The following is a 24,937-nucleotide window of genomic DNA, read 5'->3' as shown; positions in this document are numbered from 1 at the left end:
GGAGATCATTCGATTTCCATGCATCTCTAGTATTCCCGTAGGATTTATCGATAAACTGCGCTGCATGAGCGCCGTTCCTCTACAGATCACCGGCGCCGGCAAGGAGTTCACGGCGAGCGGCCGACGCCACGCCGTCCTGTCCGGCGTCGACCTCGGCGTCGCCGCCGGCGAGGTGGTGGCGCTGCTCGGCCCGTCCGGCTGCGGCAAGTCGACACTGCTGCGGCTGGCCGGCGGCCTGGACACCCCGACCAGCGGCGAAGTGCTCGTCGACGGCAGTCCGGTGCGGAGCTTCGAGCCGCGCTGCGCCGTCGTCTTCCAGGAGCCCCGCCTGCTGCCGTGGCGGACCGTCGAGCGCAACGTGGCGTACGGCCTGCCCCGCGGCGTCACCGGCGAGAACGCCCGGGCCGAGGTCGCCCACTGGCTCTCCGTCGTCGGCCTGACCGACTTCGCCCGGCACCGCCCGCGGCAGGTCTCCGGCGGCATGGCCCAGCGCGCCGCCCTGGCCCGCGCCCTCGCCCGCCGGCCCGGTGTGCTGCTGCTCGACGAGCCGTTCGCCGCCCTCGACGCGCTGACCCGGCTGCGCATGCAGGACCTGCTCCTCGCCGTGCAGCGGGAGGCCGGAACCACGGTGGTGCTGGTGACCCACGACGTCGACGAGGCGCTCTACCTGGCCGACCGGATCGTGCTGCTCGGTTCCCCGTCGCCGGGCGAGCCTGCCTCCGTACGGCTGATCCAGCCCGTCCCCGGCGAGCGCCCCCGCGACCGTGGTGACGCCTCCCTCGCCGCTCTGCGGGTCTCCCTGCTCGCCGAGCTCGGTGTGAACACCCCGCAGAAGAAGGAATCCCTGATATGAGAATCATCCGTGCCGTCGCCGTGGCCACCGTCGCCACCACCCTGCTGGCCGGCTGCGTCCAGGGTGAGGACACCCCCGCCACCGGCACCGACGCCACCACGCTGCGACTCGACTACGCCTACTACAACCCGGCCAGTCTGGTGCTGCGCGAGCAGAAGTGGCTGGAGACCGAACTCGCCGCGAAGAACGTCACGGTCTCCTGGCAGCTCTCGGCCGGTAGCAACAAGGCGAACGAGGCGCTGCGCGCGGACGCCGTCGACGTCGGCTCGACGGCCGGCGCGGCAGCGCTGGTGGCCCGCGCCAACGGTTCTCCGATCAAGACGATCGACGTGTTCAGCCAGCCGGAATGGGCCGCCATCGTGGTGCCGAAGGGTTCGGCGATCACCGGCGTGGCCGGACTGAAGGGCAAGAAGGTCGCTGCCACGAAGGGCACCGACCCGTACTTCTTCCTCCTGCAGACCCTCGACGAGGCCGGACTCGAGCCGAGCGACGTGACCGTCACGAACCTGCAGCACGCCGACGGCAAGGCCGCCCTGGAACGCGGCGACGTCGACGCCTGGGCCGGGCTCGACCCGCTCATGGCGACGTCCGAAGCGGACGCCGGCTCGAAGCTGATCTACCGGAACATCGGCTTCAACTCCTACGGCGTGCTGAACGCGCGGGAGGCGTTCCTGGCCGAGAAGCCCGAGCTGGCCCAGGCGGTGGTGAACGCGTACGAGAAGGCCCGCCAGTGGATCAAGGACAACCCGGCGGAGGCGGTGGCCCTCTACGCACGGGAGGCCAAGATCTCGGAGGAGGTCGCCAGAACGGTGCTGACCACCCGTACCAATCTGGATGTTGATCCTGTCCCCGGCGAAGCGCAGCGAGCCGTCTTCGACGAAATCATCCCGGTGCTGGTGGCCGACGCCAACGTGAAGACCGAGGAAGCCGCCCGCACGGCCGCCGACACGCTGTTCGAGCCGAGATTCGCGGCGTCCCTCTCATGACGCTGCCCCGCCTCGCCTCGCGGCCCGCTCTCCTCCCGGGCCGGCCCCAGGCCCTCACCGGCCTGATCCTCCCGCTGCTGCTGCTGGCGGCGTGGCAGCTCACCGCGAACGCCGGCATCTACTCGGCCGCGCAACTCCCGGCGCCGAGCGAGGTGCTGTCCGCCCTGACCGAGCTGATCCGGCGCGGCGAACTCTGGCACCACCTGGCGATCAGCACGCAGCGGGTCCTGATCGGTTTCGCCGCCGGCTCGATCCTGGGACTCGCCCTGGGCGGTCTGGTCGGACTATCCCGTACGGCGAGCGCCGCCCTCTCCCCCACCATCCAGGCCATCCGGGCCGTCCCGTCGCTGGCGTGGGTGCCGCTGCTGCTGCTCTGGCTCGGCATCGGCGAAACCCCGAAGATCGTGCTGGTCGCGATCGGAGCGTTCTTCCCGGTCTACACGACGGTGTCGGCGGCGCTGTCCCACATCGACCCGAACCTGATCGAAGTGGGCCGCGCCTACGGCCGCACCGGCCTGCCGCTGCTCGCCACCATCCTGTTCCCGGCGGCCACCCCGTCGATCCTGTCCGGGCTGCGACTCGGCCTGGCCCAGGGCTGGCTCTTCCTGGTAGCCGCCGAACTCATCGCCTCGTCGATGGGCCTCGGCTTCCTGCTGATCGACAGCCAGAACACCGGCCGCACCGACATCATGCTCCTGGCGATCATCCTGCTGGCCGCCCTCGGCAAACTCACCGACACGCTGCTCGGCGCGGGCGAACGGCGGCTCCTTGCGTGATACTGCCCCGATGCTTCTGGTAGCTGTAGTCGAAATGGCGGCCGGTCACGTCGAGGCCGGCCGTGAGTACGAGGACGCGGTGCTCGCCCTCCTCGGCCGTCACGGCGGCGTCCTGGAACGCCGGATGCGCGACGCCACCGGCGCGACAGAGGTCCACGTGATCCGCTTCGATGCGCCCGCCGGCCTCGACACGTTCATGACCGACCCGGATCGCCTGGCCCTGCGAGACCGGCTGGCTTCGGCAGCCCCGACGACCCGTGTCATCGAGGTGACCGACGTTTGACGGCCTGACGCGGTCGCCGTCTTGAGCCCGTCAACACAGCACCGAGCCACGGCCACTTCCCTTCGCCGCCACCTGCTCACTGCCACCGCCCGCCGCAGCCGCCGGCCGCCGCTGCCCACCACCGCTGCTGCCCGCCGCCGCCCGCCGCCGCGCACCACCGCTGCCCACCACCACCGCTGCCGCCTGCCGCCGCCGCGCACCACCGCTGCCCACCACCACCGCTGCCGACCACCACCGCTGCCACGACCGCTGCCTGCCGACCACCACCGCTGCCCGCCGCCCCTGCCACGACCGCCGCCTGCCGACCACCACCGCTGCCCGCCGCCGCTGCCACGACCGCCGCCTGCCACCGCAACTGCGCGCCACCGCCGCCCGCCGCCGCCTGCTGCCGCCGCAGTTGCGCGCCACCGCCCTTTGCCGGCGCTGCTCCCTTGCCACACCACTTCGCTCCGAATCTTGAGCGATCCTCGATCCCCCCAGGTGCACCATCACCCAAGATCCGCGGCCGGAGACCATCCGAATCTGGAGCGATCCTCGACCCTCCAGGCACACCGACACCCGAGATCCGCTACCGGGAACCATCCGAATCTTGAGCGATCCTCGATCCCCCCAGGTACACCAGCACCCAAGATCCGCGGTCGGAGACCGGTCGACGGCGGTTCTGCGGGCGCTCGCAGTCCCACCCGGCGCCGGCTGTGACGTATTGCTGCTTCGCAGCCCTGGACACGGCAATGAGTCACAGCCGAGTGCAGGAATACGCGTGAGGGCCTCGAATGCGCGGTGGCCTGCCACAGACAGAATCGCTCAAGATCTGCGTGGCCGGGCGAGCCGAGCGGCCGGACGAGCCGAGCGGCCGGACGAGCCGAGCGGCCGGACGAGCGGCCGGGCGAGCGGCCGGCCAGGCAAGCGGCCGGGCGGGCGAGCGGCCGGGCGGGCGATCGGCCGGGCGAACGGGCGAACGGGCGAGCGGCCGGGCGAACGGGCGAGCGGCCGGGCGAACGGGCGGGCGGCCGGGCGAACGGGCGAGCGAGCGGGCGGCCGGGCGAACGGGCGAGCGAGCGGGCGGCCGGGCGAACGGCCGGGCGAACCGTCCACATCGGCCGCCTGCGCGCGGATGAGCCGGCGGCACGACAAGGATCAGGCCGCCAAGCGGAACAACTCGGCGTGGATCTGGCGGGACGGGACCCGCAGGGATTTCAGGGCGGCGATCACGGTTCGCGTCAGCGGCAGCGGGCCGCACACGTAGACATCTCGGTCGGCCACGTCCGGGACCAGGGCGAACAGGTTCTCCGGGCGGAACGGCTGGTTGTTGCCGCCGGTCCGGCCGGTGATCACGTGCAGGCGGGCGTTCCGCTCGCGGGCCAGGTTCCGCAACTCGCCGAGCAGCACGGCGTCGTCGGCGCTGCGGACGCGGTAGAGGATCACCACGTCGGACCCGATCGCCGGGTCTTCGATGAGGGCGCGGACGGGTGTCACGCCGATCCCGCCGGCGATCAGGAGGATGCCGGGGCGGGAGCGTTGCGCCAGGGTGAACGCGCCGTACGGGCCTTCCGCGTACACCCTCGTTCCGATGGGCAGTTCTCGCAGGCCTGCTGTGGTCGTACCGATGGCCTTGGCCGTCAATCGCAGGGAGCGGCCGTTCGGCGCGGCGGAAAGCGAGAAGGGGTTGACCTGCCACCACGATTGGTGCCGCGGGAATCGCCAGAGGAAGAACTGCCCGGCCGACGCCTGTAGCCGTTCCAGATGGCGGCCGGTGACGTGCACGGAGACGACGTCGCCGGATTCCGGTACGACGGCGGCCACCCGCAGATGGTGCCGCGCGTTGCGGAGCAGGGGTACGACGAGCCGGCCGGTGAGGAGCGCGCCCAGTGCGAACGCCCACAGACCCCACCAGTAGATCTGCGTATAGACATTGATCTTGAATGCGGTGCCCTCGTAGATCTGGTGGACGACGCCGAGCACCACGACCACGTAGAGCAGCAGGTGCACGGCGTGCCACGCCTCGTAGGAGAGCCGGCGCCGGGCGGCCCGCACCGACAGCGCCACCACCAGCACGATCAGGCCGGCCGCGATCAGGCCGAGCAGTACCGGAAGCTGCCGGGACAAGGTCACGAACGTCGCAAGGAACGACACCCGGTCGAATCGCGCGAATCCGAGAATGACGAAAGTCGGGTGCAGGACGACGAGCCAGAAAAGGGTGAAACCGACCCATCGGTGCCAGCTCGTGAGCTTGTCCATGCCGATCCCCCGGTCGAGGATCGGCAGGCGGGCGACGAGCAGGAGTTGCATCGCCATCACGAAGGCGAGGTAGAGGCCGAGCAGCCGGCCGATCGTCCCGAACGTGTTGTGCGCGGGCGGCCCTGCCAGCAGGAACATGGCCTGCACGATGGCCAGGTTGACGAGGAGGAACGCCCAGAGCGCGAAGTGCGCGACCCGGGCGGAACGGTGGACGGCGACTACCTGCGGATGGGTCACGGCGATCATCCCGGTCTCCCCTGCTGGTTTTCTTGTCTACAGGGTGTACCGCATTCGTCACGCTGCGGTTCAGTTCACTGTGGCGCGCCCAGATCGTCGAGGGCCTTCGTGGCGCCCCGGTGGACCGGCACCGGATCGGTCTGCCGCGCGGTATCCAGGCTGATCTCCTTCGCGGCCGCGTTCGCCTGTTCCAGCTGGGTCTTGCGTTCGAAGAGCGTCTTGGTGAGGACACAGGCGACGTCCGGATCGAGGTCTTCGCGGACCAGCAGGAAGTTCGGCACCACGATCGTCTTGACGTCGGCGGCGGTCTTGTAGGAGGCGGCCGGGATCGTGCCCTCCTGGTAGACCTGGTTGACCTTCTGCATCTCCGGCAGCAGCGGCGTGATGTCGAGGAACTCGACCTTGTCACCGGCCGTGGTGAGCAGGTCGGTGATGCCGGGCGTGGGCAGGCCACCGGACCAGAACAGCGCGTCGATCGTGCCGTCCTTCATGCCGTCGACGGTCTTCGTGAGGTCGAGCTTCTGGGCGCTCACGTCCGCCGCCGGGTCGAGTCCGGCCGCGGTCAGCACGCGCTGGGCGATCACCTCGGTGCCCGACTTCGGCGAACCCGTCGAGACCCGCTTGCCCTTCATCCCGGCCACGTCGGTGATGCCGGCCGCCTTCCGGACGATCACCTGCGTGTAGTTGGTGTGGATCCGGGCCAGCGCCGCCACCGGCTGCCCGCCGGTGAAGCCGCCGGTGCCCTCGACGGCGTCCGCGGCGGTGTCGGCCAGCGAGAACGCCACGTCGTAGGTGCCGGCCACGAGTTGCTGGATGTTCTGCACCGACGCGCCGGTCTCGGCCGCCGTCGCCTGCACGTTGCCGCCGGCCGCGTTGATCTGTTCGGCGTAGGCGTTGCCGAGTGCGAAGTAGACACCCGTCGCATTGCCGGTGGCGATGCCGATCCTGGTGGGCTGGCCGACCTCGCAGGTGACGTCGCCGCCGGTGTCGGTGGCGGCGCTGTCCTGCCGTCCTCCACAGGCGGTCAGGGTGGCGGCGACGAGGACGAGGGTGAGGACTCGCTTCATGCACTCCTCCGTGAGTTTTCATGTGGAATGTCCGAGGGAAGGGAAGGCTCGGGATGAGCGCGGCGGCCCAGGGCGGCCAGCACGACGGCCAGGGCCAGAGCGCCCATACCTACAGCGATGGCGATCGGCTCGAGGTAGAGCAACAGCAACCCGGCGACGGCGGCGAGCACCCGGCCGGCCACTCCGGCGGGCCCCACCCCGAAGACCCAGCCGCCGGCGGCGATCGCGAGCCCGAGCACCGCCAGACCGGCGACCACCGAGGTCCACGCGATCTCCACGAGCGAACCGCGCGCGAGGAGGTGCTCCCCGTTCTCGGTGAGCACGAAGGCGATCGGCACCAGGAACGCCGGCAGCGCGTACTTCAGCGCCTGCCACATCGTCGGGATCGCCCGCCCGCCGGTGATCGCGCTCGCTCCCACGGCGGCCAGCGCGGTGGGCGGCGTGACCTCGGAGAGCACCGAGTAGTAGAAGACGAACATCGCCGCGGCGGGCGCCGGCACACCGAGGGTCAGCAGCGCCGGCCCGATGATCACCCAGCCGATGATGAAGCCGGCCGTGACCGGGACCGCCAGGCCGAGCAGGGCCAGGGCGAACGCGGCCAGGACCACGGTCAGCCCCAGCACGACCGTGGGATCGTCGGTGACCGCCCGCGCCCCGCCGACCAGCAGCGATGACAGCTGAGCGCCGAGGCCGGTCTTCGTCGTCGTAGCAGTGATGATCCCTGCCGCGGCGCAGACGGCGACGACCGGGAGCACCCCTCGTACCCCTGAGGAGAGGGCCTCGAAAGCGCGACGCGGAGTGAGCCGGGCAGGGCGGTCCAGGTAGGACAGCGCCGCCGCGAGGATCGTCGCGTAGACCACCGAGCGGGTCGCCGACTCACCGAGCGCGAGCAGCACCACGATCAGCACGAGCGAGGAGAAGTGGTAGCCGAATCGGCCGAGCAACCGCAGCGCGCTCCGACCTTCAAGAGCCAGAGGTCGTACGCCGAAGCGCCGCACGTCGATCTCCACGGCGAGCAGGATCCCCAGGTAGTAGAGGACCGTCGGGATCATCGCCCAGCCGAGGACGGTCAGGTACGAGACGTTGAGGTACTCGGCGACGATGAACGCAGCCGCACCGAGCGTGGGCGGTGACAGGATCGCGCCGACGCCGGCCGCCGCGAGCATCCCGCCCGCCTGTTCCCGGGGGTAGCCGGCCTTCTTGAGCATCGGCCAGGTCACCGCGCCGACGCTCACCGCCGTGGCCGTACCGGATCCGGAGACCGTGCCGAGCAGGAAGCCGGCGGCGACGGCGGTACGCCCGGCCGCGCTGCGTGAACGGCGGAAGGCGGCGACCGAGAGATCGACGAAGAAGCGGCTCGCGCCGGAGATGTCGAGCACCGCGCCGTAGATCGTGAAGAGCACGATGTAGGTCGCCGCGACGTCGAGCGGCGTCCCGTAGAAGCCGCTCCCCGAGTTGTAGAGGGCGTCCACGATCTGCGCGAAATCCAGCCCGGCGTGCGCGACCGGCCAGTGCTGCGGCAGCAGTCCGCCGTAGTAGCCGTACGCCAGGAAGATCACGCAGACGACCGGCAGCGCCCACCCGGTGGTCCGCCGGCAGGCCTCGATGACCAGCAGGAGCAGCACCGCGCCGAAGACGATGTCGGCGGGGTCGAGCAGCCCCTGCCGATCGAGGAACGCGTTGTAGCCACCGGCGAACGGGTTCACCGGATAGAGGCAGACGACGAGGGCGACGGCGGCCAGGACCCGGTCCGGCCAGGTGGGTCCGCTCGCGCTTTTGAAGATCCCACTCTGGTACGCGAGAAAGACCAGTGGCAGCGTCCCCGCCAGAAAGATGATCAGGTAGAACTGGCTGCCCTGGGCGAGGGGGCGGAACACCTGCCAGAGGACGAGCAGGGCGACGGCGAAGGAGACGGCCGCGACGAACGACGCGTACCGGCCGGAGAGCGTGCGGGCGGGCCGTTCCTCCTCGTCGTATTGATAGTCGCCCATGTAACGGAGCGTACTGGCAGTTAACGGCTGATCTCAAACCTCCGCACTGCCCCGGTCAGCTCGTCGGCCATCCCGGCCAGCTCGTGCGCCGCCGACCGCGATCCTTCGAGCCCGCTCGTGGTCGCCTGTGCCGCGTCCGCCACATCGCTGATGTTGCGGGCGATCTCCTCGGCGCCGCCCGCCGCCTCGGTGACGCTGCGGCTGATCTCCGCGGCCGTCGCGGTCTGCTCCTCGACTGCCGACGCGATGGTGGTCTGGTAGTCGCTGATCCGCAGGATCACCTCGGAGATCCGCTCGATAGCGGTGATCGCGCTCGCCGTGTCCCCCTGGATCTCCTGTACCCGCTGGCTGATCGTCTCGGTCGCCTTCGCGGTCTCCTGAGCCAGCTCCTTCACCTCGCCGGCCACCACGGCGAAGCCCTTGCCCAGCTCACCGGCGCGGGCCGCCTCGATCGTGGCGTTCAGCGCCAGCAGGTTCGTCTGCTCGGCGATCTGGTTGATCACCTTGATGATGTTGCCGATCTCGTTCGACGACTCCCCCAGCTTCGCCACGATCCCGCTGGTCTCGTTCGCCACCGACACCGCCTCGTTCGCGACGCTCGCGGCATCCGACGCGTTCGTCGCGATCTCCCTGATCGACACGCCCATCTCCTCGGCCGCCGCGCTGAGCGTGTGCACGTGCCGGGCCACCTCCGAGGCCGCCTCCTGCGCCGTCGACGCCCGATCCGACGCGGTGGCCGCCCCACCGGCGAGGTTGTCGTTCACCGTGTTCAGGTTCCGGCTCGACTCCAGCACCGTCGCCGCACTGCCGTTGATCACCCCGACGGCGTCGCGCATGCTCGTGGTGGCCCGCCGCAGCGCCTCGGCCATCTGCCCGATCTCGTCCCGGCTGTGCACGTCGGCGTCCCGGGTCAGATCCCCCGCCGCGACCGCCTGCAGCACGCTCGTCACCTTACGGACCGGTCCGACCAGGGCCCGTACGGCCAGCAGCGCCACTCCGAGCCCGATCAGCAGACCGAGGACGCCGATCACCAGCACCTGCGTGGTGACCGAGCCCTTGGCGTCGGACACCTCCTGGATCGAGGCCGCCGCCTGGTCGGCGTGCTTGGTCTCCAGATCCGCGAACTGCGCGTCCACCTCGGTGAAGACCGTCGTCGCCTCGTTCCACCCGCTCCAGAACCCGGGCAGGTCGTTCGACGTCGCCGCCGGCAGCATCACGTCGTCGCGCAGCTGCAGGAACTTGTCGTAGTTCGCCCGCAGCGCCGTGTCGACCGCCGCGTCAGCGGCCAGCGGCGTGTAGTCGTCCCACGTGGCGGCCACCTTGTCGTCCAGCTCCGCCACCTGAACCGTGATCTTCTTCCGGAACTCCGCGCCGGACATGAAGTAGTTCAGTGTGAACATCCGCGTCCGCAGCACATCCTGATGAAGGCTGGCCAGCAGCTGAATGGGCGTCACACCGTGCTCGTAGACGACCTTCGACTTGGTTTCGACGGTCCGCAGCCCACCCACGGCGATCCCGATGACGGCGGCACACGCCACCGCGATCGCGACGACCGAGGTGAACACCTTGACCGCCATCGGCAGGTCAGCAACCCGCTGCCACGGCGAGCGAGACATAACGGTCTTCTTTCCGAGCAGCCGATTCTCCCGTCTTCCCCGTTCGGCACCTCCACGCCACCGCTGAGTCCCCCCGGGGCCACCACCGTCCCGGTCAGCACGAGCTCACAGACCTTGCCGCACCCCCGATCCGGCCGGGAGGTCTCCCGTCCTGCCGGAGTCCGTGCGGCTCCGGCAGGGTGGTGCAGCTCGGCGAGGGCGTCGAAGTAGGCCGCCACGACGATGACGGACGTGCTCGGGTCACCAGGAGGGCGGGTGACCCGAGCACGGTGTCCCGCCTACTGCTCGACGGCGGTGGTTCGGGCTGTCACCTCGATGGAGAGGATGTCGAGGAGCTGGTTGTCGACCGCTGCCAGGCGCGAGCGGGCGTCGGACGGCAGGTGGACCGGGGTGCCGGCGGCCAGGGGTAGCAGGTGCAGGGTCACGTCGGCGTGCTCGTGGTGGCCGGCGTCCGTCAGGTTGACGATCCAGCGGGAGCCGTCCCAGAAGCGGTCGGTCACCGTGGTGCCGTCGATGCGGAGTTCGGCGGCGTCGCCGGCCCAGTCGATGGTGAGCAGGGCGTCGGCGGCCGGGTCGGCGGCCCAGGACGGCAGGGTGAGGCGGTAGACGGCGGCCAGCTCGTCGAAGACGTCCGGGGCCGGGGCGGACGGGCGGCCGTCGTGCTTGCCGTAGCTGACCGGCACCGCGGTGGCGGCCGGGCGCACCTGCTCGGCGAGCACCGCTGCCCGGCCGGGTACGGGTCCGGAGGCCGGCCGCGGGGTGAGGCCGAGATCGGCGAAGGAGCCGGTCGCGGGGTCGTACACCCGTACGTCCGGGGTCGTGGCGGCCTTGACCGTCACCCTGCCGGAAGCGTCCCACTGCACCTCGTCGTCGCTCAGCAGCAGGCGGCGGTCGCCGCCTTCGACCACCCAGACGGAGGCGGCCGCCGAGGACGGGAGTACCACGACGTCGAGTGATCCGAAGTGGACAGCCGAGAAGCCCGGTGCGATGGAGTGAACCTGACCGGAAACGGCCAACTCGGGAGCGATTCCCTCGTCGGCGATCAGGACCAGGGTGGGGGTCGAGCCGGGCAGGAGGGTCAGCGCCGTGGCGGTGGCCCAGTCGATCCTGGTGTCACCGACGGTGAGGTTGACCGGCCAGCGGGCGAGGGTGCCGGGCGGGATGTCGATGGGCCGGGACGGGAATTCGACGACGCCGGAGTCGAGGGCGACGCGGAAGCGGGCCTGCTCGTAAACGGACAGCGGGAAGTGCGGCTGGTGCCAGGCCACGAAGACGAAACCGGAGATGCCGTCGCTGCGCAGCGCCCAGCGCAATGTCGACGAGTCCTCGACGCCGGTGGGGCGCACGCCGGGCAGTGACGACGGCATGTCGGCGAGCCGGTCGCCGAACGCGGCCAGGAACGCGTGCTGGCGGCGCAGCTCGGCGTGGCTCGGTGCGAGCGCGCCCGCCTCACCGACCGGGGCGTGGAAGTCGTAGCCGAGACGCGGGAGGTCGTTGGGGTAACCCGTGGCGTGCGACTCCTGGAAGTCACCGCGAGGGTTGGTGCCTCCGGCGTACATGTAATAGCCCTGCCATGCCGAACCGTTGCCGATCTTGCAATGGGCGATGGCGGCGACGTCCAGGGCGTCCGGGCGCGGCCGGCGGTGGTAGGCGGTCGCCATGCCGCCGGCGAGTTCGCAGGTCGCGGCCGGGAAGAGGTCGGACGGGGTGCGCGGGCCACCCTTCGCCGCCTCGATGTTCTGCGCGCGGCGCACGTCGGCGCCGATGCCCGGGTCGTCCCAGACGTGCGAGAAGAAGTAGTGGTCGCGGAAGTTCGGCGCCCAGGGCGCGTCCGGCTCGACCCAGAAGCCGTCGCCGTAGCCGCCGTAGAGCGGCAGGACCTCCTCCTCGGGCAGCTCGGCGCTGTCCCAGGCGGTCGCGGTCCAGAGCGGCGCGGACATGCCGGCCTCCCGGGACATCCGCTTCAGGGTGCGCAGGTGCTCGGGCTGGGTGTAGAGCTCGTTCTCCAGCTGGATGCCGAGCACGGTGCCGGTCGCCGAGGCACGCCCGTCGAGGGCGGCGCCGATCTGGCCGAACCACTCGCGGACGAGCGAGAGATACAGCGGGTCGTCGGTGCGGTGCCGGACCGGCGCGTGCTGCACCCAGTCCGGGAAGCCGCCGTTGCGGGACTCGCCGTGACACCACGGACCGATCCGGAGCACCACGTCGAGCCCGGTCTCGACCGCCAGGTCGACGAAGGCGGCGACGTCGAGGTTGCCGTCGAAACGGGCCTCACCCCGTCGCGGGGAGTGGTGCAGCCAGAAGATGTAGCTGGCCACCACCGTCACGCCGCCGGACTTCAGTTGCCGGAGCCGCTCGGCCCAGCGCTCCCGCGGAACCCTGCTGTAGTGCAGCTCGCCGGAGACCGGGATGACCGGCACGCCGTCGCGCAGGAGGTAACGGTTGGTGAGCGCGACTCCCGGCCGTACGTCCTCGGTGTTGCTCATCCGTGGCCGGCGCAGCGGCGTCGCCCAGGCGTGGTGGCGAACGGAGAGCGGCTCGGGCCACCTCGTTGGATCAGTGGGCACGAGAACCCCTCCTCGAGTTTTGACTGTAACCGGTCACAGGCCGGCGAGCCCGAACGATACACAGCAGTAACGGGTCTGACGCAAGGGCTTGACACATCGCCGTAACACCAGCACTGTAACCGGTCACAGGGCTGACCCCACCGCCCTCGGCTTCCGTTCCCCCGGCTAAGCCGATCAAGGAGGATCGATGAAAACGAAATTCGCCCCGCTCATGGCGGCTCTGACCGCAGCGGCTTTGTTCACCGGCACCGCCTGCTCCAGCAGTTCCGACGACGCCACCGAGCAGTCGAACCCGGACGAGAAGGTCGCCCTGACCTACTGGACCTGGGCGCCGAACATGGACAAGGTCGTCGCGGCCTGGAACGCGGCGAACCCCAACATCCAGGTCACGGTCAACAAGCAGGACGGCGGCGACCCGGCCGTCACCAAGCTGCTGACCGCGATCAAGGCCGGCAGCGGCGCGCCGGACATCATGCAGGCCGAGTACCAGAAGATCCCGACCCTGGTCTCCGCCGACGCGATCACCGACATCGCGCCCGAGGTCGGCTCGCTCAAGGACAAGTTCCCGGAAGGATCGTGGAGCGGCGTGACCCTCGGGTCCGAGGCCGTCTACGGCGTGCCGCAGGACTCCGGCCCGCTGATGTTCTTCTACCGCGCCGACGTCTTCGAGAAGAACGGCCTGCAAGCGCCGAAGACCTGGGACGACTACGCCGCAGCCGCCGAGAAGATCCACAAGGCGGACCCGAAGCAGTACATCGGCACGTTCTCGGCGACCGACGCGGGCCTGTTCACCGGCCTCGCCCAGCAGGCCGGCGCCTCCTGGTGGGGCGTGAACGGCGACGCCTGGAGCGTCAACATCAACGAGCCGAACACGCAGAAGGTCGCCGCGTACTGGGGTGGCCTGGTCGAGAAGGGCGTCGTCGACAACAAGCCGATGTACACCCCGGAGTGGAACGCCGCCCTCAACGACGGCACCCAGGTCGGCTGGGTCAGCGCCGTGTGGGCGCCGGGCGTGCTCGAAGGCAGCGCCAAGGACACCAAGGGCAAGTGGAAGGCCGCTGCCATGCCGCAGTGGGACGCCGCCAGCCCGGCGACCGGCAACTGGGGCGGTTCCGCCACGAGCGTGACGACCCAGACCAAGCACAAGGCCCAGGCCGCGAAGTTCGTCTCCTGGATCAACAGCGACCCGGCAGCGCTCAAGCTGCTCGCCACCGAGGCCAACATCTACCCGGCCGCGAACGACGCCGCGAGCGTGCTGACCTCGCCGCCGGCGTTCTTCTCCGACCAGCCGGACTTCTACACGATCGCCGCCGAGGCCGCGAAGGCCACCAAGCCGTTCACCTACGGCCCCAACGTCAACGTCGCGTACAGCGCGTTCAACGACGCCTTCGGCAAGGCCGCCGAGTCGAAGAAGGCCAGCGCCTTCACCGAGTCGCTGGTGACCATGCAGCAGACCACCGTCGATGACCTGAAGAACAGCGGCTTCAACGTCGCCGGATGATCCCCGGGCCCGGGCTCGAATGAGCCCGGGCTTCCCAGAAAGGTTCGGCGATGTCGCTGATCTTGGATAGGCCCACGACGGCCACGCCGCCGGTGGTCGAGCGCCCCAAAAAGAAGCGAACCGGCGTCCCCTACGCCTTCCTCGCACCGGCACTGATCCTCTTCTCGGCCTTCCTCGCCGCGCCGATCATCTACGCCGGCTACCTGAGCCTCCGCAAGACGCAGGTCAGCGGTCTTGGCCTGGGCAAGGCGTCGCGGACCGAGGTGTGGGCCGGGCTGAGCAACTACGCCCGCTCGCTCACCGATCCCGACTTCCTGCCGAGCGTCTGGCGGGTCGGCGCCTACGGCCTCATCGTCGTACCCACCATGCTCGGCTTGGCCCTGCTCATGGCCCTGCTGCTCGACGCCGCCCGCACCCGCGAGTCGATCAGCAAGTTCGCGCGGATTTCGATCTTTCTTCCGTACGCCGTCCCGGCCGTGGTGGCGTCACTTCTCTGGGGCTTCCTCTACCTGCCCCGGGTCAGTCCGATCACTGATCTCTTCGAGGCGGTGGGCATCACCCCGCCCAACCTGCTGTCGTCGGATCTCACCCTCTGGTCGGTCGCCAACATCGCGGTCTGGGGCGGCACCGGCTTCAACATGATCGTCATCTACACGGCGCTCCGGGCGGTCCCGACCAGCCTCTACGAGTCGGCCCGCATCGACGGCGCCTCCGATGTCACGATCGCCTGGCGTATCAAGATCCCGATGGTGATGCCGTCGCTGGTCATGACGTTCGTCTTCTCGATGATCGCCACCCTCCAGGTGTTCGCCGAGCCGATGACGCTGCGGCCGCTCGCCAACACGATCTCCACGACGTGGACGCCGCTCATGAAGGTCTACCGGGACGCGTTCACCCGCAACGACATCTACGCGGCCGCCGCCACTTCGGTGATCATCGCGCTCGCCGCCTTCATCCTGTCCTTCGGCTTCCTCAAGCTCGTCGGGCGCCGGGCGTTCAACCAGGAAGACTGATCATGACTACCGCTGCTGTTTCCCGACGGCGCAGCCCTGTCGCCACCACCCTGTTGCTGCTGGGCGCCGCCTACTGCCTGCTTCCCGTCCTCTGGGTGCTGATCGCCTCCTCGAAGAGCGCCGGCGAGCTGTTCTCCACGTTCACGCTGGCGCCGAGCACCCACCTGCTCGACAACCTCGCCGACCTGAACGGATACCGCGACGGCCTCTACTGGCGCTGGATGGCGAACACCGCCCTCTACGCCGGCGTCGGCGCCGCCGTCTCCACGTTCGTCTCGGCGATGGCCGGGTACGCGCTGGCGAAGTTCGAGTTCCGCGGCAAGGGCTTCGTCTTCAACCTGATCCTGGCCGGCGTCCTGGTGCCCGGCGTGCTGCTGGCCATCCCGCAGTACCTGCTGCTCGCCAAGGTCGGCATGACGAACACCTATTGGGCGGTGCTGTTACCCAGCTTCATCAGTCCGTACGGCATCTATCTGGCCCGGATCTTCGCCGCCGCTTCGGTGCCCACCGAGATCCTCGAGGCGTCCCGGATCGACGGCGCCGGCGACTGGCGGACCTTCACCCGGGTGGTGCTCCCGATGATGCGCACCGGCCTGGTGACGGTCTTCCTCTTCCAGTTCGTCGCCGTCTGGAACAACTTCATGCTGCCGTACATCATGCTCGGCGACGACCGGCTCTACCCGATCACGGTCGGCCTGAACGGTCTGCTCAATCAGGGCGCCAACCAGCCGGCCATGTACACGGCGGTGGTGACCGGCGCCCTCGTCTCGATCGTCCCGTTGATCGCCCTCTTCCTCACGTTGCAGCGCTACTGGCAGGTCGACCTGGCCGCCGGCGGGGTCAAGGCGTAGCTATGATCCCGAACGTGCAGTCGCGTAAACGCCCCACCATCCGCGATGTCGCTCGCGAGGCAGGGGTTTCCTACGCGACGGTGTCCCGTGTGCTGAACGGCCGCGACTGGGTCAGCCCGGAAGCCGTCCGCGCGGTCCGGGACGCCATCACCCGCACCGGGTACACGACGAACCACCACGCCCGTTCGCTCGCCACCGGCCGGTCCGGCTCGATCGCGTTCCTGCTCACCGAGCCGCAGCACCTGCTCTTCGAGGACCCGAACTTCTCGGTGCTGCTGCGCGGGGTCGCCCAGGCGCTCTCCGACCGGGAACTCACCCTCATCCTCATGATCGCGTCGACGCCGGAGGAGCGGGAGCGGACCATCGCGTACCTCTCCGGCGGCCACGTCGACGGGGTCCTGCTGGTCTCCCCGCACTCCGGTGACCCGCTGCTCCAGCAGCTCGTCCAGGCCGAGGTCCCGATCGTCGCCTGCGGTCAGGTCCTCGGCTTCGAGGACACGATCAGCTCGGTCTCGGCCGACGACTGGGGTGGCGCCCGGACCGCCGTCGAGCACCTGCTCGCCGCCGGATGCCGCCGGATCGCCACGATCACCGGGCCGCAGGACACGTTCGGCGGCGTGTTCCGGCTCCGCGGGTACTCCGACGCCCTCGCGACAGCGGGAATCACGGTCGACCCGGCGTACATCGTGCACGGCGACTGGAGCCGGGAGAGCGGCGCGGCCGGCATGCGGGCGCTGCTCGACCGGGTTCCCGAGGTGGACGCGGTGTTCGCCGCGTCCGACGGGATGGCCGCCGGCACGCTGCCGGTGCTGCGCGAGGCGGGCCGGGACGTACCCGGCGACGTCCGGATCGTCGGCTTCGACGACTCCGGGCTGGCGGCGACCACCGAGCCGCCGCTCACGACCGTCCGGCATCCGCTGGAACGGATCAGCGAGGAGATGGTCCGGCTGCTCACCGATGTGATCGCCGGCCGTACCCCGCTGTCGATCACCGTGCCGACCAGCCTGGTGATCCGCTCCTCCTCCCCCGCCTGATCTTCAGGCTCTTCACGGCACCACTCCAGGTTCATTTCGCCCCTTTTGTCCACAAAGGAGTGTCATGAGATCCGTCCTCGCGATCGTTGCTGTCCTCGCAGCGATCCTCACCCCCGCCCCCGCGTCCGCATCTCCCGGTCTTTCCATGCGCGGCGCCGACGTCTCCACCCTCCCCCGCGCGCTCGACCTCGGCGCGAAGTTCTACGACTTCCGAGGCAAGCGCGACAACGCGTACGACATCCTCAAGCAGGCCGGCGTCAACTACGCCAGGCTGCGCATCTGGAACGACCCGACCAGCGGCTACAGCAACAAGGCGCAGGTGCTCGAGCAGGCCCGGGCGATCAAGTCCAAGGGTCTGAAGCTGCTGATCGACTTCCACTACTCGGACACCTGGGCCGACCCGGGCAAGCAGTTCACCCCGGCCGCGTGGGAGGGACACGACCTCGCCCGGCTACGGAAGGACGTCTACGACTACACGTACGACGTCTGCACCTCACTGAAGCGCCAGGGCACCACGCCGGACAGCGTCCAGGTCGGCAACGAGATCAACGTCGGCATGCTCTGGCCGGTCGGCTACATCAGCAACAGCGACTTCGGCCCGGTGTCGCAACTGCTGAACGCCGGGTACGACGCCACGAAGGCCTGCAACCGCTCGACGAAGGTCCTGGTGCACACCGCCCTCGCCGGCAACATCGACGCGGCGCACTGGTTCTACGACGGCATCACCGCGGCCGGCGCCAAGTGGGACATCACCGCGCTCTCCTACTACTGCATGTGGCACGGCTCGCTGGCCAACCTGTCGACCGTGATCACCGATGTCCGCGGCCGGTACGGCAAGCCCGTCGTCATCGCGGAGACGGCCTATCCGTACACCACCGAGAACTTCGACCACCTGGAGAACATCATCCTGTCGCCGGCACCGTGCGACGGCATCCCGGCCACCCGGAAGGGCCAGGCCCAGCAGTTCGCCGACGTACAGGACACCGCCCGGGCGGCCGGCGCGCTCGGCGTCTTCTACTGGGAGCCCACCTGGACCGCCGTCGACGGCAACGGCTGGGACACCGAGGACATCGAGAACTCGGGCAACGCCTGGGAGAACATGGCCACGTTCGACGACGACGGCCGGATCAACCCCTACATCCGCTGGGAGAAGTGATGCGCGCCCTGAAAGCGTTGTTCATGGCCGCCGTGCTGGCCGCCACCGTCGCCCTGACCGGAACACCCGCCCAGGCGGCGTCGCTCACCATGCTCGGCGCTGACGTCTCCTCCCTGCAGCGCAGCCTCGACCTCGGCGCGAAGTACTACAAGAACGGCGCCGCCACCGATCCCTACGACATCCTCAAGGGCGCCGGCGCCAACTACATGCGCCTGCGCGTCTGGAACAACCCGGCCAGCGGGTACAACAACAAGGCCAAGGTTCTGCAACAGGCTCGCTCCATCAAGGCCAAGGGCCTGAAGCTGCTGATCGACTTCCACTACTCGGACACCTGGGCCGACCCGGGCAAGCAGTACCCGCCGGCGGCCTGGGCGTCGCACTCGCTCAGCCAGCTGCAGACCGACGTCTACAACTACACCTACGACGTCTGCACGGCGCTCAAGGCGCAGGGCACCACACCGGACAGCGTGCAGATCGGCAACGAGATCAACGTCGGCATGCTCTGGCCGGTCGGCCAGGTGAGCAACAGCAACTTCGCGCCGCTCGCCTCGCTGCTGAAGCAGGGCTACAACGCCACGAAGGCCTGCAACAGCTCCACCCAAGTCATGATCCACACTGCGAACTCGGACAGCCTCACGAACGCCCGCTGGTTCTACGACGGCATCAAGGCCGCGGGCGTCACCTGGGACATCACCGCCCTCTCCTACTACTGCATGTGGCACGGCACCCTGGCCAACCTCTACAACGTGATCACCGACCTGCGCACCCGGTACGCCAAGCCGGTGGTGATCGCGGAGACCGCCTATCAGTTCACCTCCGCCGACGCCGACGCGGAGAAGAACTCCATCCCCGGCACCGTCCTGTGCGACAACATCCCCTCCACCTGGGCCGGCCAGGCCCAGCAGTTCACCTGGGTCCAGAACACGGCCCGCAACGCGGGGGCGATCGGCGTCTTCTACTGGGAGCCCACCTGGACCGCCATCGCCGGCAACGGCTGGGATCCGGCGAACATCAACGGCACCGGCGACGGCTGGGACAACATGGCCACCTTCGACTGGTCCGGCAACGTGAACCCGAGCATCAAATGGACCGCCTGACCTGAGAGCGTGCCCGGTCCGGCTCGTCAGCCGGGCCGGGCACGCCGGTCAGTTCCAGTTGTCGATGTGGAAGTCGTCCGGCGAAGGGGCGCCCTTGCCCGTCTCCAGCAGGGCCTTGAGGCTCACCAGGAACAGGGCCCACTTCGTCGAGCAGTGGTGCATGAACTCGACCGGCTCGCGCCAGCCCTCGTGCTTGAAGAGGACGATCGTGAAGTCGTCCTCCTGGTGCAGGTTCCAGGTGATCGTGGTGCCGACCCACTCCTCCGGGCCGCCGACGACCGTCCAGCCGACCTGCTCGGCCGGCTTCAGCGTGGTGACCTCCATGTCGAAGCCGCCGGGAACGAAGCGGAACTCGATCACTCCGCCCAGGTCGGTGCTGCCCTTCGTGTCGGTGGTCCACCAGGCCGACAGGCCGTCGATCGTGGTCAGCGCCTCGTAGACCTGCTGCGGGGTGGAGCCCTCGACGCCTACGCGGTGCAGGATGTCCGGCATTGTCTTCTCCTCCTACGGTGCGGATTGCTCCTGTTGCTCCTGGGTGGATTGCTTCTGGGTGGATTGCTTCTGGATGGCCTCGGCGATGGACTTGATGCGGCGCAGGCGGGCGTCCCAGGCCGAGCCGACTTCGGCGAGCTGAGCCACGGCGCGGGCCAGCTGGGCGTCGTCCACGTGGTAGCGGCGTTCCCGGCCGGCCGGGGCCGAGCGGACCAGGCCGGCGCGGTCGAGGACGGTCAGGTGCTTCGCCACTGCCTGACGGGTCACCGACATCTGCTGGCTGAGCGAGGTGGCCGTGCCGTTGCCGTCGACGAGCAGCAGGTCGAGCATGCGGCGGCGGGTCGGGTCGCCGATCGCGGACCAGAGGTCGTCGTCGATCACGTTCATCGCAGCTTCTCGGCGTACGGCGCCAGCCGCGGGATGAAGTGGTCCCAGCCGCTGACGTGATCGTTGAAGCACTGCTCCAGGACCGCTGCCTCCCAGCCACGCTCGCGGAAGCCGGTCTCGGTCATGCGGAGCAGCGTGCCGTCGCCGGAGGGCTTCAGCTCGAACGTGACCAGCAGCGAGTTGCCGGCGGCGGCCACCTCACCGGGAGCGTGCGTCCAGCGGAACCGGAAGAGCGCGGGCGGCTCGGCGTCGACGACGGTGAACTGCTCCACCTTGTCGCCGAAGCTGATGTGGCCGGGCTCGCCGGGCACCAGCGAATAGTCGGCGTCGTCGGGCCACCAGCCCTTGATGTGTTCCGGACTGCTCACCACGTCGAAGACCACGTCGGGCGTCGCCTCGATGTAGATCTCGCGCTCGATCGCTCCGTACTCCATGTCAGCCTCCTGCAACCTTTGGTTGCGTATCAAGCTAGACCAGAGCCGGGCCGATGCGCAACCATCGGTTGCACTTCCCCATGTGTGGCGTCGATACGTTACGGTTCCGTGCCAAGGTCATCAGGCAGTTCCCAGGAAGGCGGCTTCGATGGTCAGCATCGGCACCACGATGATCGGCCGGGGGTTGCGGCGCCTCGACATGGTCGGCGGATCCGCGATCGTGCTCACCGTCAACGCGATCGTGTTCTCCGGCATCGCGGGGGTCGGCGCGCTCTTCCTGATCTTCTTCTTCGCCGACGAGACCGGTACCTGGAACCGGCTCTGGCCGCTCGTCACCGGCTGGGCGGCCGTCACCGCCCTCGGCGCGGCGAACGCCTACGCCACCGTCCGGTTCGCCCGCCGGCCACACGAGTCGCCGCGTGTCTCCGACGGTGTCATCGCGCTGATCACCGCGGTGACGGCCGGTGTCTGGCTGGTCCTGCCCTCGGCGTCACCGGTCGCCGTCTTCACCGCGGCGCCGTTCGCGCTGGCGAACGTCGCCGCCGCGTGGTTCCTGTTCGGAGCTGCCTACGCGCCGACGCCGGTGGCCGAGTTCCCGGCGTTCACGCCCGCTGACCGCGCCGAGTCGGGCGTCACCGACATTTCGGAAATGTCGCCCACGCACCGCACGCCCGAGGATCTCGGCACGGCTCCGCGTGGGCTGATGATCGAGAGTTCGGGGGCGTTCCGGGGGTTGCGGGGCCGCGCGGCGCTGAACAGCCTCGGTGGCATCCAGTTGCCGCGGCGGGCGCGGGTCAAGGCACGTCGCTGACAGAGGTCAGGGCAGGGAACGTTCCGAACGGGGCGACCGGGCCACTGGCCATCGTCATGCGCAGTGTCGCTGCCGGGACCTCGTCCAGTGGTGGCAACGCCGGCTGGTCGGCGACCATCCCCAGGGTGATGTGGGGGCGGTAGTCGGCGCCCACCAGGCCGAGTGGTGTGTGCCCCAGGGCCAGGAACTCCTGGTGCAGGGCGTCCAGTTCCGGCGTGCGGATCACTTCGATACCGAAGTAGTAGCCGCCTGTCGGCACGTAGTAGTCGCCCGGCGGGACCACCGTGAACAGCAGGCCGATCGGCTTCACGTCGAACGTCCGGCCACGGTGGCGGTTCGCCGCCTCAGCCAGGGCGGGGGCGTCCTCCGCCACGTGCAGCACCGAGACGTGCGGAGGGGCCTGGTCGCCCAGCAGCATGAGGGGCCGATGACCGCTTCCGATCGCCTGGGACAGCTCGATCAGGGATCGGGACGTGTCCTTGTCGGGCACTAGGACCGCTCCGTACGGCATCGTGCCTCCTCGCTGAGATGTTGAGCTTCTTTGTACACGCTGGAGGCTTCTTCTGACGGTGCTGCGGGGCGCTGGGAGACTGCCGTTCTGCCGGTCTCCAATCTTGGAAAGCAAATGGCGTGTGCACCCCGGATCTTGGGCGATCCTGGCCTCTCAGGTGTGCAGAATCGCTCAAGATCCGTGAAGAGGGCGTGGGCGGGGCGACGGCTGCAGCGAGGCAACGGCCGGGGCGGGAGCAGCGCAGGAGGAATAGCTGTGGCTGTAGGCCGGGACCGCGGCACTCGCTGGAGCCCGCCGCAGCGGGAACGGCAGCAGCGCGGCGACCGAAGCGGTGCCAGCGACCGGAACGGTGCCAGCGACCGGAACGGTGACGGCGGGCGGGACGGCGGCGGCGGGCGGGACGGCGGCGGCGGAGGTCAGGACTCCAGGACGCCGTGGCGGGCCATTATCTCGGCTCGGCGGCGGGTGTTCACCGTCTGGACCCGGCGGCTCAGGACGAAGGCGTCGGCCAGGGTCCAGAGGCCCAGGCCGCCCAGGGTGAACAGCATCGCTATCGATCGGGCGGTGTCGCCCAGGTAGAAGCGGTGCCCGCCCAGCACGCCGGTCAGGGACCAGATCAGGAAGACGGTTCGGCGGTCTTTGCGGACTGCGGCGAATTCGGACTCTGCTCGGAGGATGCGGTATCGCTCCCACTCCGGCATCGGCATCGGTTCGCTCACCGGGCACACGATAGCGCCGCGGACGATGCTGTGGCAGCGCCGTTGAAGAGGCGGTGAGGGGGTGAGAGCAGCGCGGCCGGCGTACAAGGAGAGAGGCCGCCGCCCGGAAAGGGCGACGGCCTCGCTCAGAAAAAAGCAGGTCAGACGGTGGCGGGCTCCTTCGCGGGCTGGCGCTCCAGCGCGGCGCCCTCCACGTCGAGTTCGGGCAGCCAGCGCAGCCAGGACGGCAGCCACCAGGCGGACCGGCCGAGGAGGGCCAGGGCGGCCGGGACGGCGATCATGCGGACGATGAAGGCGTCGAAGGCGATGCCCACGGCCAGGGCGAACGCGATCGGTTTGATCGTGTCGTTGCCTTCGGGGACGAAGGCGGCGAAGACCGCGAACATGATGGTTGCGGCGGCCACCACGACCGGCGCGGCCTGGCGGAAACCGGTCACGATGGCGTTGCGCGGGGAGGCGCCGTGGGCGTGGGCCTCGTGCATGCGGGAGACCAGGAAGACCTGGTAGTCCATGGCGAGACCGAAAAGGATTCCCACGATGATGATCGGTGCGAGGCTCAGGATCGGGCCGGTGGAGCCCGCGTTGACCGCCGAGGCGGCCCAGCCCCACTGGAAGACCGCGACGGTCGCGCCGAACGCCGCGCCGATCGTCAGCAGGAAGCCGAGTACGCCGACGACCGGCACCAGGATCGAGCGGAAGACCAGCACCAGCAGCACGAACGCGAGGCCGACGACGAGCGCGAGGTAGACCGGGAGCGCGTCGTTCAGCTTCTGCGAGACGTCGATGCTGACCGCGGTGTTGCCGGTGACGTAGACCTCGGCGCCCTCGCCGTCCGGCACCGTGTCGCGGATCGTGTGCACCAGGTCGACGGTCTTCTCGTCCTCCGGACCGGACGCCGGGATGATCGTGACGAGCGCGGCTGACTGATCCTGATTAGGCCGCGGCGGCGTGGCGAGCGCGACGTCCGGCAGCGCTGCGACCTGCTTCTGCACGGTGGCCGCGTAGGAGACCGCATTCGGGCCGTCGACCAGGATGAGCAGCGGGTTGCTGACGCCCGGGCCGAACCGGCTGTCCATGATCGCCTGCGCTTGCGCCTGGGTGCTGCCCTCGGCCGCCCGCTGGTTCAGCGTGGTCTGCATCGAGAAGAACGGGATCGCGATCACGGCGAGGACCGCGACGGCGAGGACCAGGCTGAGGGTGCGCTGCTTCGTGACCAGATTCGCCCATCCGGCGATGAAGCCGCGGCCGACCGGCAGCTCTTCCGCTGCCGCGACGTTGCGGTGCTTGCGCGGGAGCGCTTTCAGACCGACGAAGCCCAGGATCGCCGGTACGAGGGTGATCGCCACGAGAACCGCGATGACGATCGTGGCCGCTGCCGCGAGACCCATCTCGGTGAGGAACGGGATCCCGACGACGGAGAGGCCGGCCAGGGCGATCACCACGGTCAGGCCCGCCGTGACGACGGCGGAGCCGGCCGTGCCGACGGCCCTGGCGGCGGCCGGTTCGACCTCGATGCCGCGCCGCAGCTCGTGGCGGAAGCGGGTGATGATGAACAGCGCGTAGTCGATGCCGACCGCGAGGCCCAGCATCACCGCGAGGATCGGGGTGGTGGACTGCAGGTCGACGAAGCCGGTCAGGGTGACGATGCCGGCCGCGCCGATGCCGACGCCGACGATCGCGGTCAGCAGGTTCATGCCGGCGGCGACCAGTGAGCCGTACGTCAGGGCCAGCACGATCAGGGCGACCACGACACCGAGGATCTCGGACGCGCCGCCGATGTCGGCCGGGTTGCTGAGCGCCTCACCGCGGGCCTCGACGGTCATGCCGAACGCGCGGGCCTGCTCCACCACGTCGAGCAGCTCTTCGCGTTCCTCGTCGGTGACCTCCGAGGGCTGTACGCCGAACGTGACCGTGGCGTACGCCGCGCCCTGATCGCGCGAGACCGCCGGGTTCTCCGGGTCGAGCGGGTTGCTGACCGCCACCACACCCGGAACCTCGGCCAGCTGGGCGACCGTCGTGGAGATCTGCCGCGCGTTCTGCTCCGGGATGGTGACGGTCTCACCGGCCGGCGCCTCGAACACCACCTGCACGGTGGCGCCGGCCGACGCCGCACCGAACTTCTGCTCCATCAGGTCCAGCGCCGTGGTCGACTCCTGGCCCGGGATGCTGAACGTGTTGGCGGTCTTGCCGGACAGCGTGGCCGCGCCGACCCCGACCGCGACCAGGGCCAGCAGCCAGACGAGCGTGACGACGATCCTGTGCCGTACGGACGCCAGCCCGAGGCGATGTAACAACGTTGCCATGAGGGGGTTTCCTT

23 protein-coding genes are annotated in these 24,937 nt (G+C 69.5%); 11 read left to right on the top strand and 12 right to left on the bottom strand.

The window, feature by feature from the left end:
• Nucleotides 1-64 precede the first annotated feature (64 nt).
• Genes EP757_RS24140 through EP757_RS24125 form a run of 4 tightly spaced genes read left to right on the top strand, consistent with a single transcriptional unit; the run spans nt 65 to nt 2,898 of the window.
• On the top strand, nt 65-853 hold the full coding sequence (locus EP757_RS24140) for an ABC transporter ATP-binding protein (RefSeq protein WP_127549612.1): 789 nt from the start codon (nt 65-67) through the stop codon (nt 851-853).
• Nucleotides 850-1,839: an aliphatic sulfonate ABC transporter substrate-binding protein gene (locus EP757_RS24135; protein WP_127549610.1), complete on the top strand. Its 990-nt coding sequence runs from the start codon at nt 850-852 to the stop codon at nt 1,837-1,839. The genes EP757_RS24140 and EP757_RS24135 overlap by 4 nt, the downstream gene beginning before the upstream one ends.
• Nucleotides 1,836-2,615, top strand: a complete 780-nt coding sequence (locus EP757_RS24130; protein WP_127549608.1) for an ABC transporter permease — start codon at nt 1,836-1,838, stop codon at nt 2,613-2,615. The genes EP757_RS24135 and EP757_RS24130 overlap by 4 nt, the downstream gene beginning before the upstream one ends.
• 10 nt (nt 2,616-2,625) lie before the next feature.
• Nucleotides 2,626-2,898: a hypothetical protein gene (locus tag EP757_RS24125; RefSeq protein ID WP_127549606.1), complete on the top strand. Its 273-nt coding sequence runs from the start codon at nt 2,626-2,628 to the stop codon at nt 2,896-2,898.
• Nucleotides 2,899-2,974: 76 nt separating this feature from the next.
• Here the strand turns inward: EP757_RS24125 and EP757_RS43450 are convergent, their stop codons facing one another.
• From EP757_RS43450 to EP757_RS24095, 6 genes are all read right to left on the bottom strand, one after another.
• Nucleotides 2,975-3,232: a hypothetical protein gene (locus tag EP757_RS43450; RefSeq protein WP_197725367.1), complete on the bottom strand. Its 258-nt coding sequence runs from the start codon at nt 3,230-3,232 to the stop codon at nt 2,975-2,977.
• An 803-nt stretch (nt 3,233-4,035) separates the two neighbouring features.
• Nucleotides 4,036-5,382 (bottom strand): ferric reductase-like transmembrane domain-containing protein, encoded by a 1,347-nt coding sequence (locus EP757_RS24115; protein WP_127549603.1) that lies wholly within the window; start codon nt 5,380-5,382, stop codon nt 4,036-4,038.
• 65 nt (nt 5,383-5,447) lie between these two features.
• On the bottom strand, nt 5,448-6,440 hold the full coding sequence (locus EP757_RS24110) for a TAXI family TRAP transporter solute-binding subunit (protein ID WP_127549602.1): 993 nt from the start codon (nt 6,438-6,440) through the stop codon (nt 5,448-5,450).
• A complete protein-coding gene (locus tag EP757_RS24105) occupies nt 6,437-8,431 on the bottom strand; it encodes a TRAP transporter fused permease subunit (RefSeq protein WP_127549600.1) in 1,995 nt (664 codons plus the stop codon). The genes EP757_RS24110 and EP757_RS24105 overlap by 4 nt, the downstream gene beginning before the upstream one ends.
• Before the next feature lie 20 nt (nt 8,432-8,451).
• Nucleotides 8,452-10,047: a methyl-accepting chemotaxis protein gene (locus EP757_RS24100; RefSeq protein ID WP_127549598.1), complete on the bottom strand. Its 1,596-nt coding sequence runs from the start codon at nt 10,045-10,047 to the stop codon at nt 8,452-8,454.
• Between the two features lie 278 nt (nt 10,048-10,325).
• Entirely contained in the window at nt 10,326-12,614 is a 2,289-nt protein-coding gene (locus EP757_RS24095) for a beta-galactosidase (RefSeq protein WP_232049974.1), read from the bottom strand.
• 187 nt (nt 12,615-12,801) lie between these two features.
• Here EP757_RS24095 and EP757_RS24090 point away from each other — a divergent pair, with 187 nt between their 5' ends.
• From EP757_RS24090 to EP757_RS24065, 6 genes are all read left to right on the top strand, one after another.
• Entirely contained in the window at nt 12,802-14,115 is a 1,314-nt protein-coding gene (locus EP757_RS24090) for an ABC transporter substrate-binding protein (protein WP_127549596.1), read from the top strand.
• A 50-nt stretch (nt 14,116-14,165) separates the two neighbouring features.
• Nucleotides 14,166-15,128, top strand: a complete 963-nt coding sequence (locus EP757_RS24085; RefSeq protein WP_127549594.1) for a carbohydrate ABC transporter permease — start codon at nt 14,166-14,168, stop codon at nt 15,126-15,128.
• 2 nt (nt 15,129-15,130) lie between these two features.
• A complete protein-coding gene (locus EP757_RS24080; protein WP_127549592.1) occupies nt 15,131-15,979 on the top strand; it encodes a carbohydrate ABC transporter permease in 849 nt (282 codons plus the stop codon).
• A gap of 14 nt (nt 15,980-15,993) precedes the next feature.
• Nucleotides 15,994-17,013, top strand: a complete 1,020-nt coding sequence (locus tag EP757_RS24075) for a LacI family DNA-binding transcriptional regulator (RefSeq protein WP_232049973.1) — start codon at nt 15,994-15,996, stop codon at nt 17,011-17,013.
• 64 nt (nt 17,014-17,077) lie between these two features.
• Nucleotides 17,078-18,169 carry a glycosyl hydrolase 53 family protein gene (locus EP757_RS24070; protein WP_127549589.1) on the top strand — a complete coding sequence of 364 codons (1,092 nt, stop codon included), beginning with the start codon at nt 17,078-17,080 and terminating at the stop codon, nt 18,167-18,169.
• Nucleotides 18,169-19,266, top strand: a complete 1,098-nt coding sequence (locus EP757_RS24065) for a glycosyl hydrolase 53 family protein (RefSeq protein WP_127549588.1) — start codon at nt 18,169-18,171, stop codon at nt 19,264-19,266. Before EP757_RS24070 ends, EP757_RS24065 begins: the two co-directional genes overlap by 1 nt.
• A 48-nt stretch (nt 19,267-19,314) precedes the next feature.
• Here the strand turns inward: EP757_RS24065 and EP757_RS24060 are convergent, their stop codons facing one another.
• From EP757_RS24060 to EP757_RS24050, 3 genes are read right to left on the bottom strand one after another with little or no spacing between them, the layout of a single operon-like run.
• Nucleotides 19,315-19,758, bottom strand: a complete 444-nt coding sequence (locus EP757_RS24060; RefSeq protein ID WP_127549586.1) for an SRPBCC domain-containing protein — start codon at nt 19,756-19,758, stop codon at nt 19,315-19,317.
• A gap of 12 nt (nt 19,759-19,770) precedes the next feature.
• On the bottom strand, nt 19,771-20,145 hold the full coding sequence (locus EP757_RS24055) for a metalloregulator ArsR/SmtB family transcription factor (RefSeq protein WP_127549584.1): 375 nt from the start codon (nt 20,143-20,145) through the stop codon (nt 19,771-19,773).
• On the bottom strand, nt 20,142-20,579 hold the full coding sequence (locus tag EP757_RS24050; RefSeq protein WP_127549582.1) for an SRPBCC domain-containing protein: 438 nt from the start codon (nt 20,577-20,579) through the stop codon (nt 20,142-20,144). Before EP757_RS24050 ends, EP757_RS24055 begins: the two co-directional genes overlap by 4 nt.
• 148 nt (nt 20,580-20,727) lie before the next feature.
• On the opposite strand from EP757_RS24050, the gene EP757_RS24045 reads away from it, so the two are divergent.
• Nucleotides 20,728-21,390: a hypothetical protein gene (locus EP757_RS24045; RefSeq protein WP_127549580.1), complete on the top strand. Its 663-nt coding sequence runs from the start codon at nt 20,728-20,730 to the stop codon at nt 21,388-21,390.
• Here the strand turns inward: EP757_RS24045 and EP757_RS24040 are convergent.
• The 3 genes from EP757_RS24040 to EP757_RS24030 all read right to left on the bottom strand — a co-directional run bounded on the left by EP757_RS24040 (nt 21,374) and on the right by EP757_RS24030 (nt 24,923).
• Nucleotides 21,374-21,901 carry a hypothetical protein gene (locus tag EP757_RS24040; protein WP_127549578.1) on the bottom strand — a complete coding sequence of 176 codons (528 nt, stop codon included), beginning with the start codon at nt 21,899-21,901 and terminating at the stop codon, nt 21,374-21,376. The two genes, EP757_RS24045 and EP757_RS24040, sit on opposite strands and share 17 nt — an antisense overlap.
• Nucleotides 21,902-22,317: 416 nt before the next feature.
• Nucleotides 22,318-22,620 carry a TM2 domain-containing protein gene (locus tag EP757_RS24035; protein WP_232049972.1) on the bottom strand — a complete coding sequence of 101 codons (303 nt, stop codon included), beginning with the start codon at nt 22,618-22,620 and terminating at the stop codon, nt 22,318-22,320.
• Between the two features lie 140 nt (nt 22,621-22,760).
• On the bottom strand, nt 22,761-24,923 hold the full coding sequence (locus EP757_RS24030; protein ID WP_127549576.1) for an MMPL family transporter: 2,163 nt from the start codon (nt 24,921-24,923) through the stop codon (nt 22,761-22,763).
• Between the last annotated feature and the right edge of the window lie 14 nt (nt 24,924-24,937).

The sequence above is a fragment of the Actinoplanes sp. OR16 genome (assembly GCF_004001265.1).
Lineage (GTDB): Bacteria > Actinomycetota > Actinomycetes > Mycobacteriales > Micromonosporaceae > Actinoplanes.
Note: the sequence above shows the minus strand (reverse complement) of the source record. Positions and strands in the feature narration are given on the sequence as shown.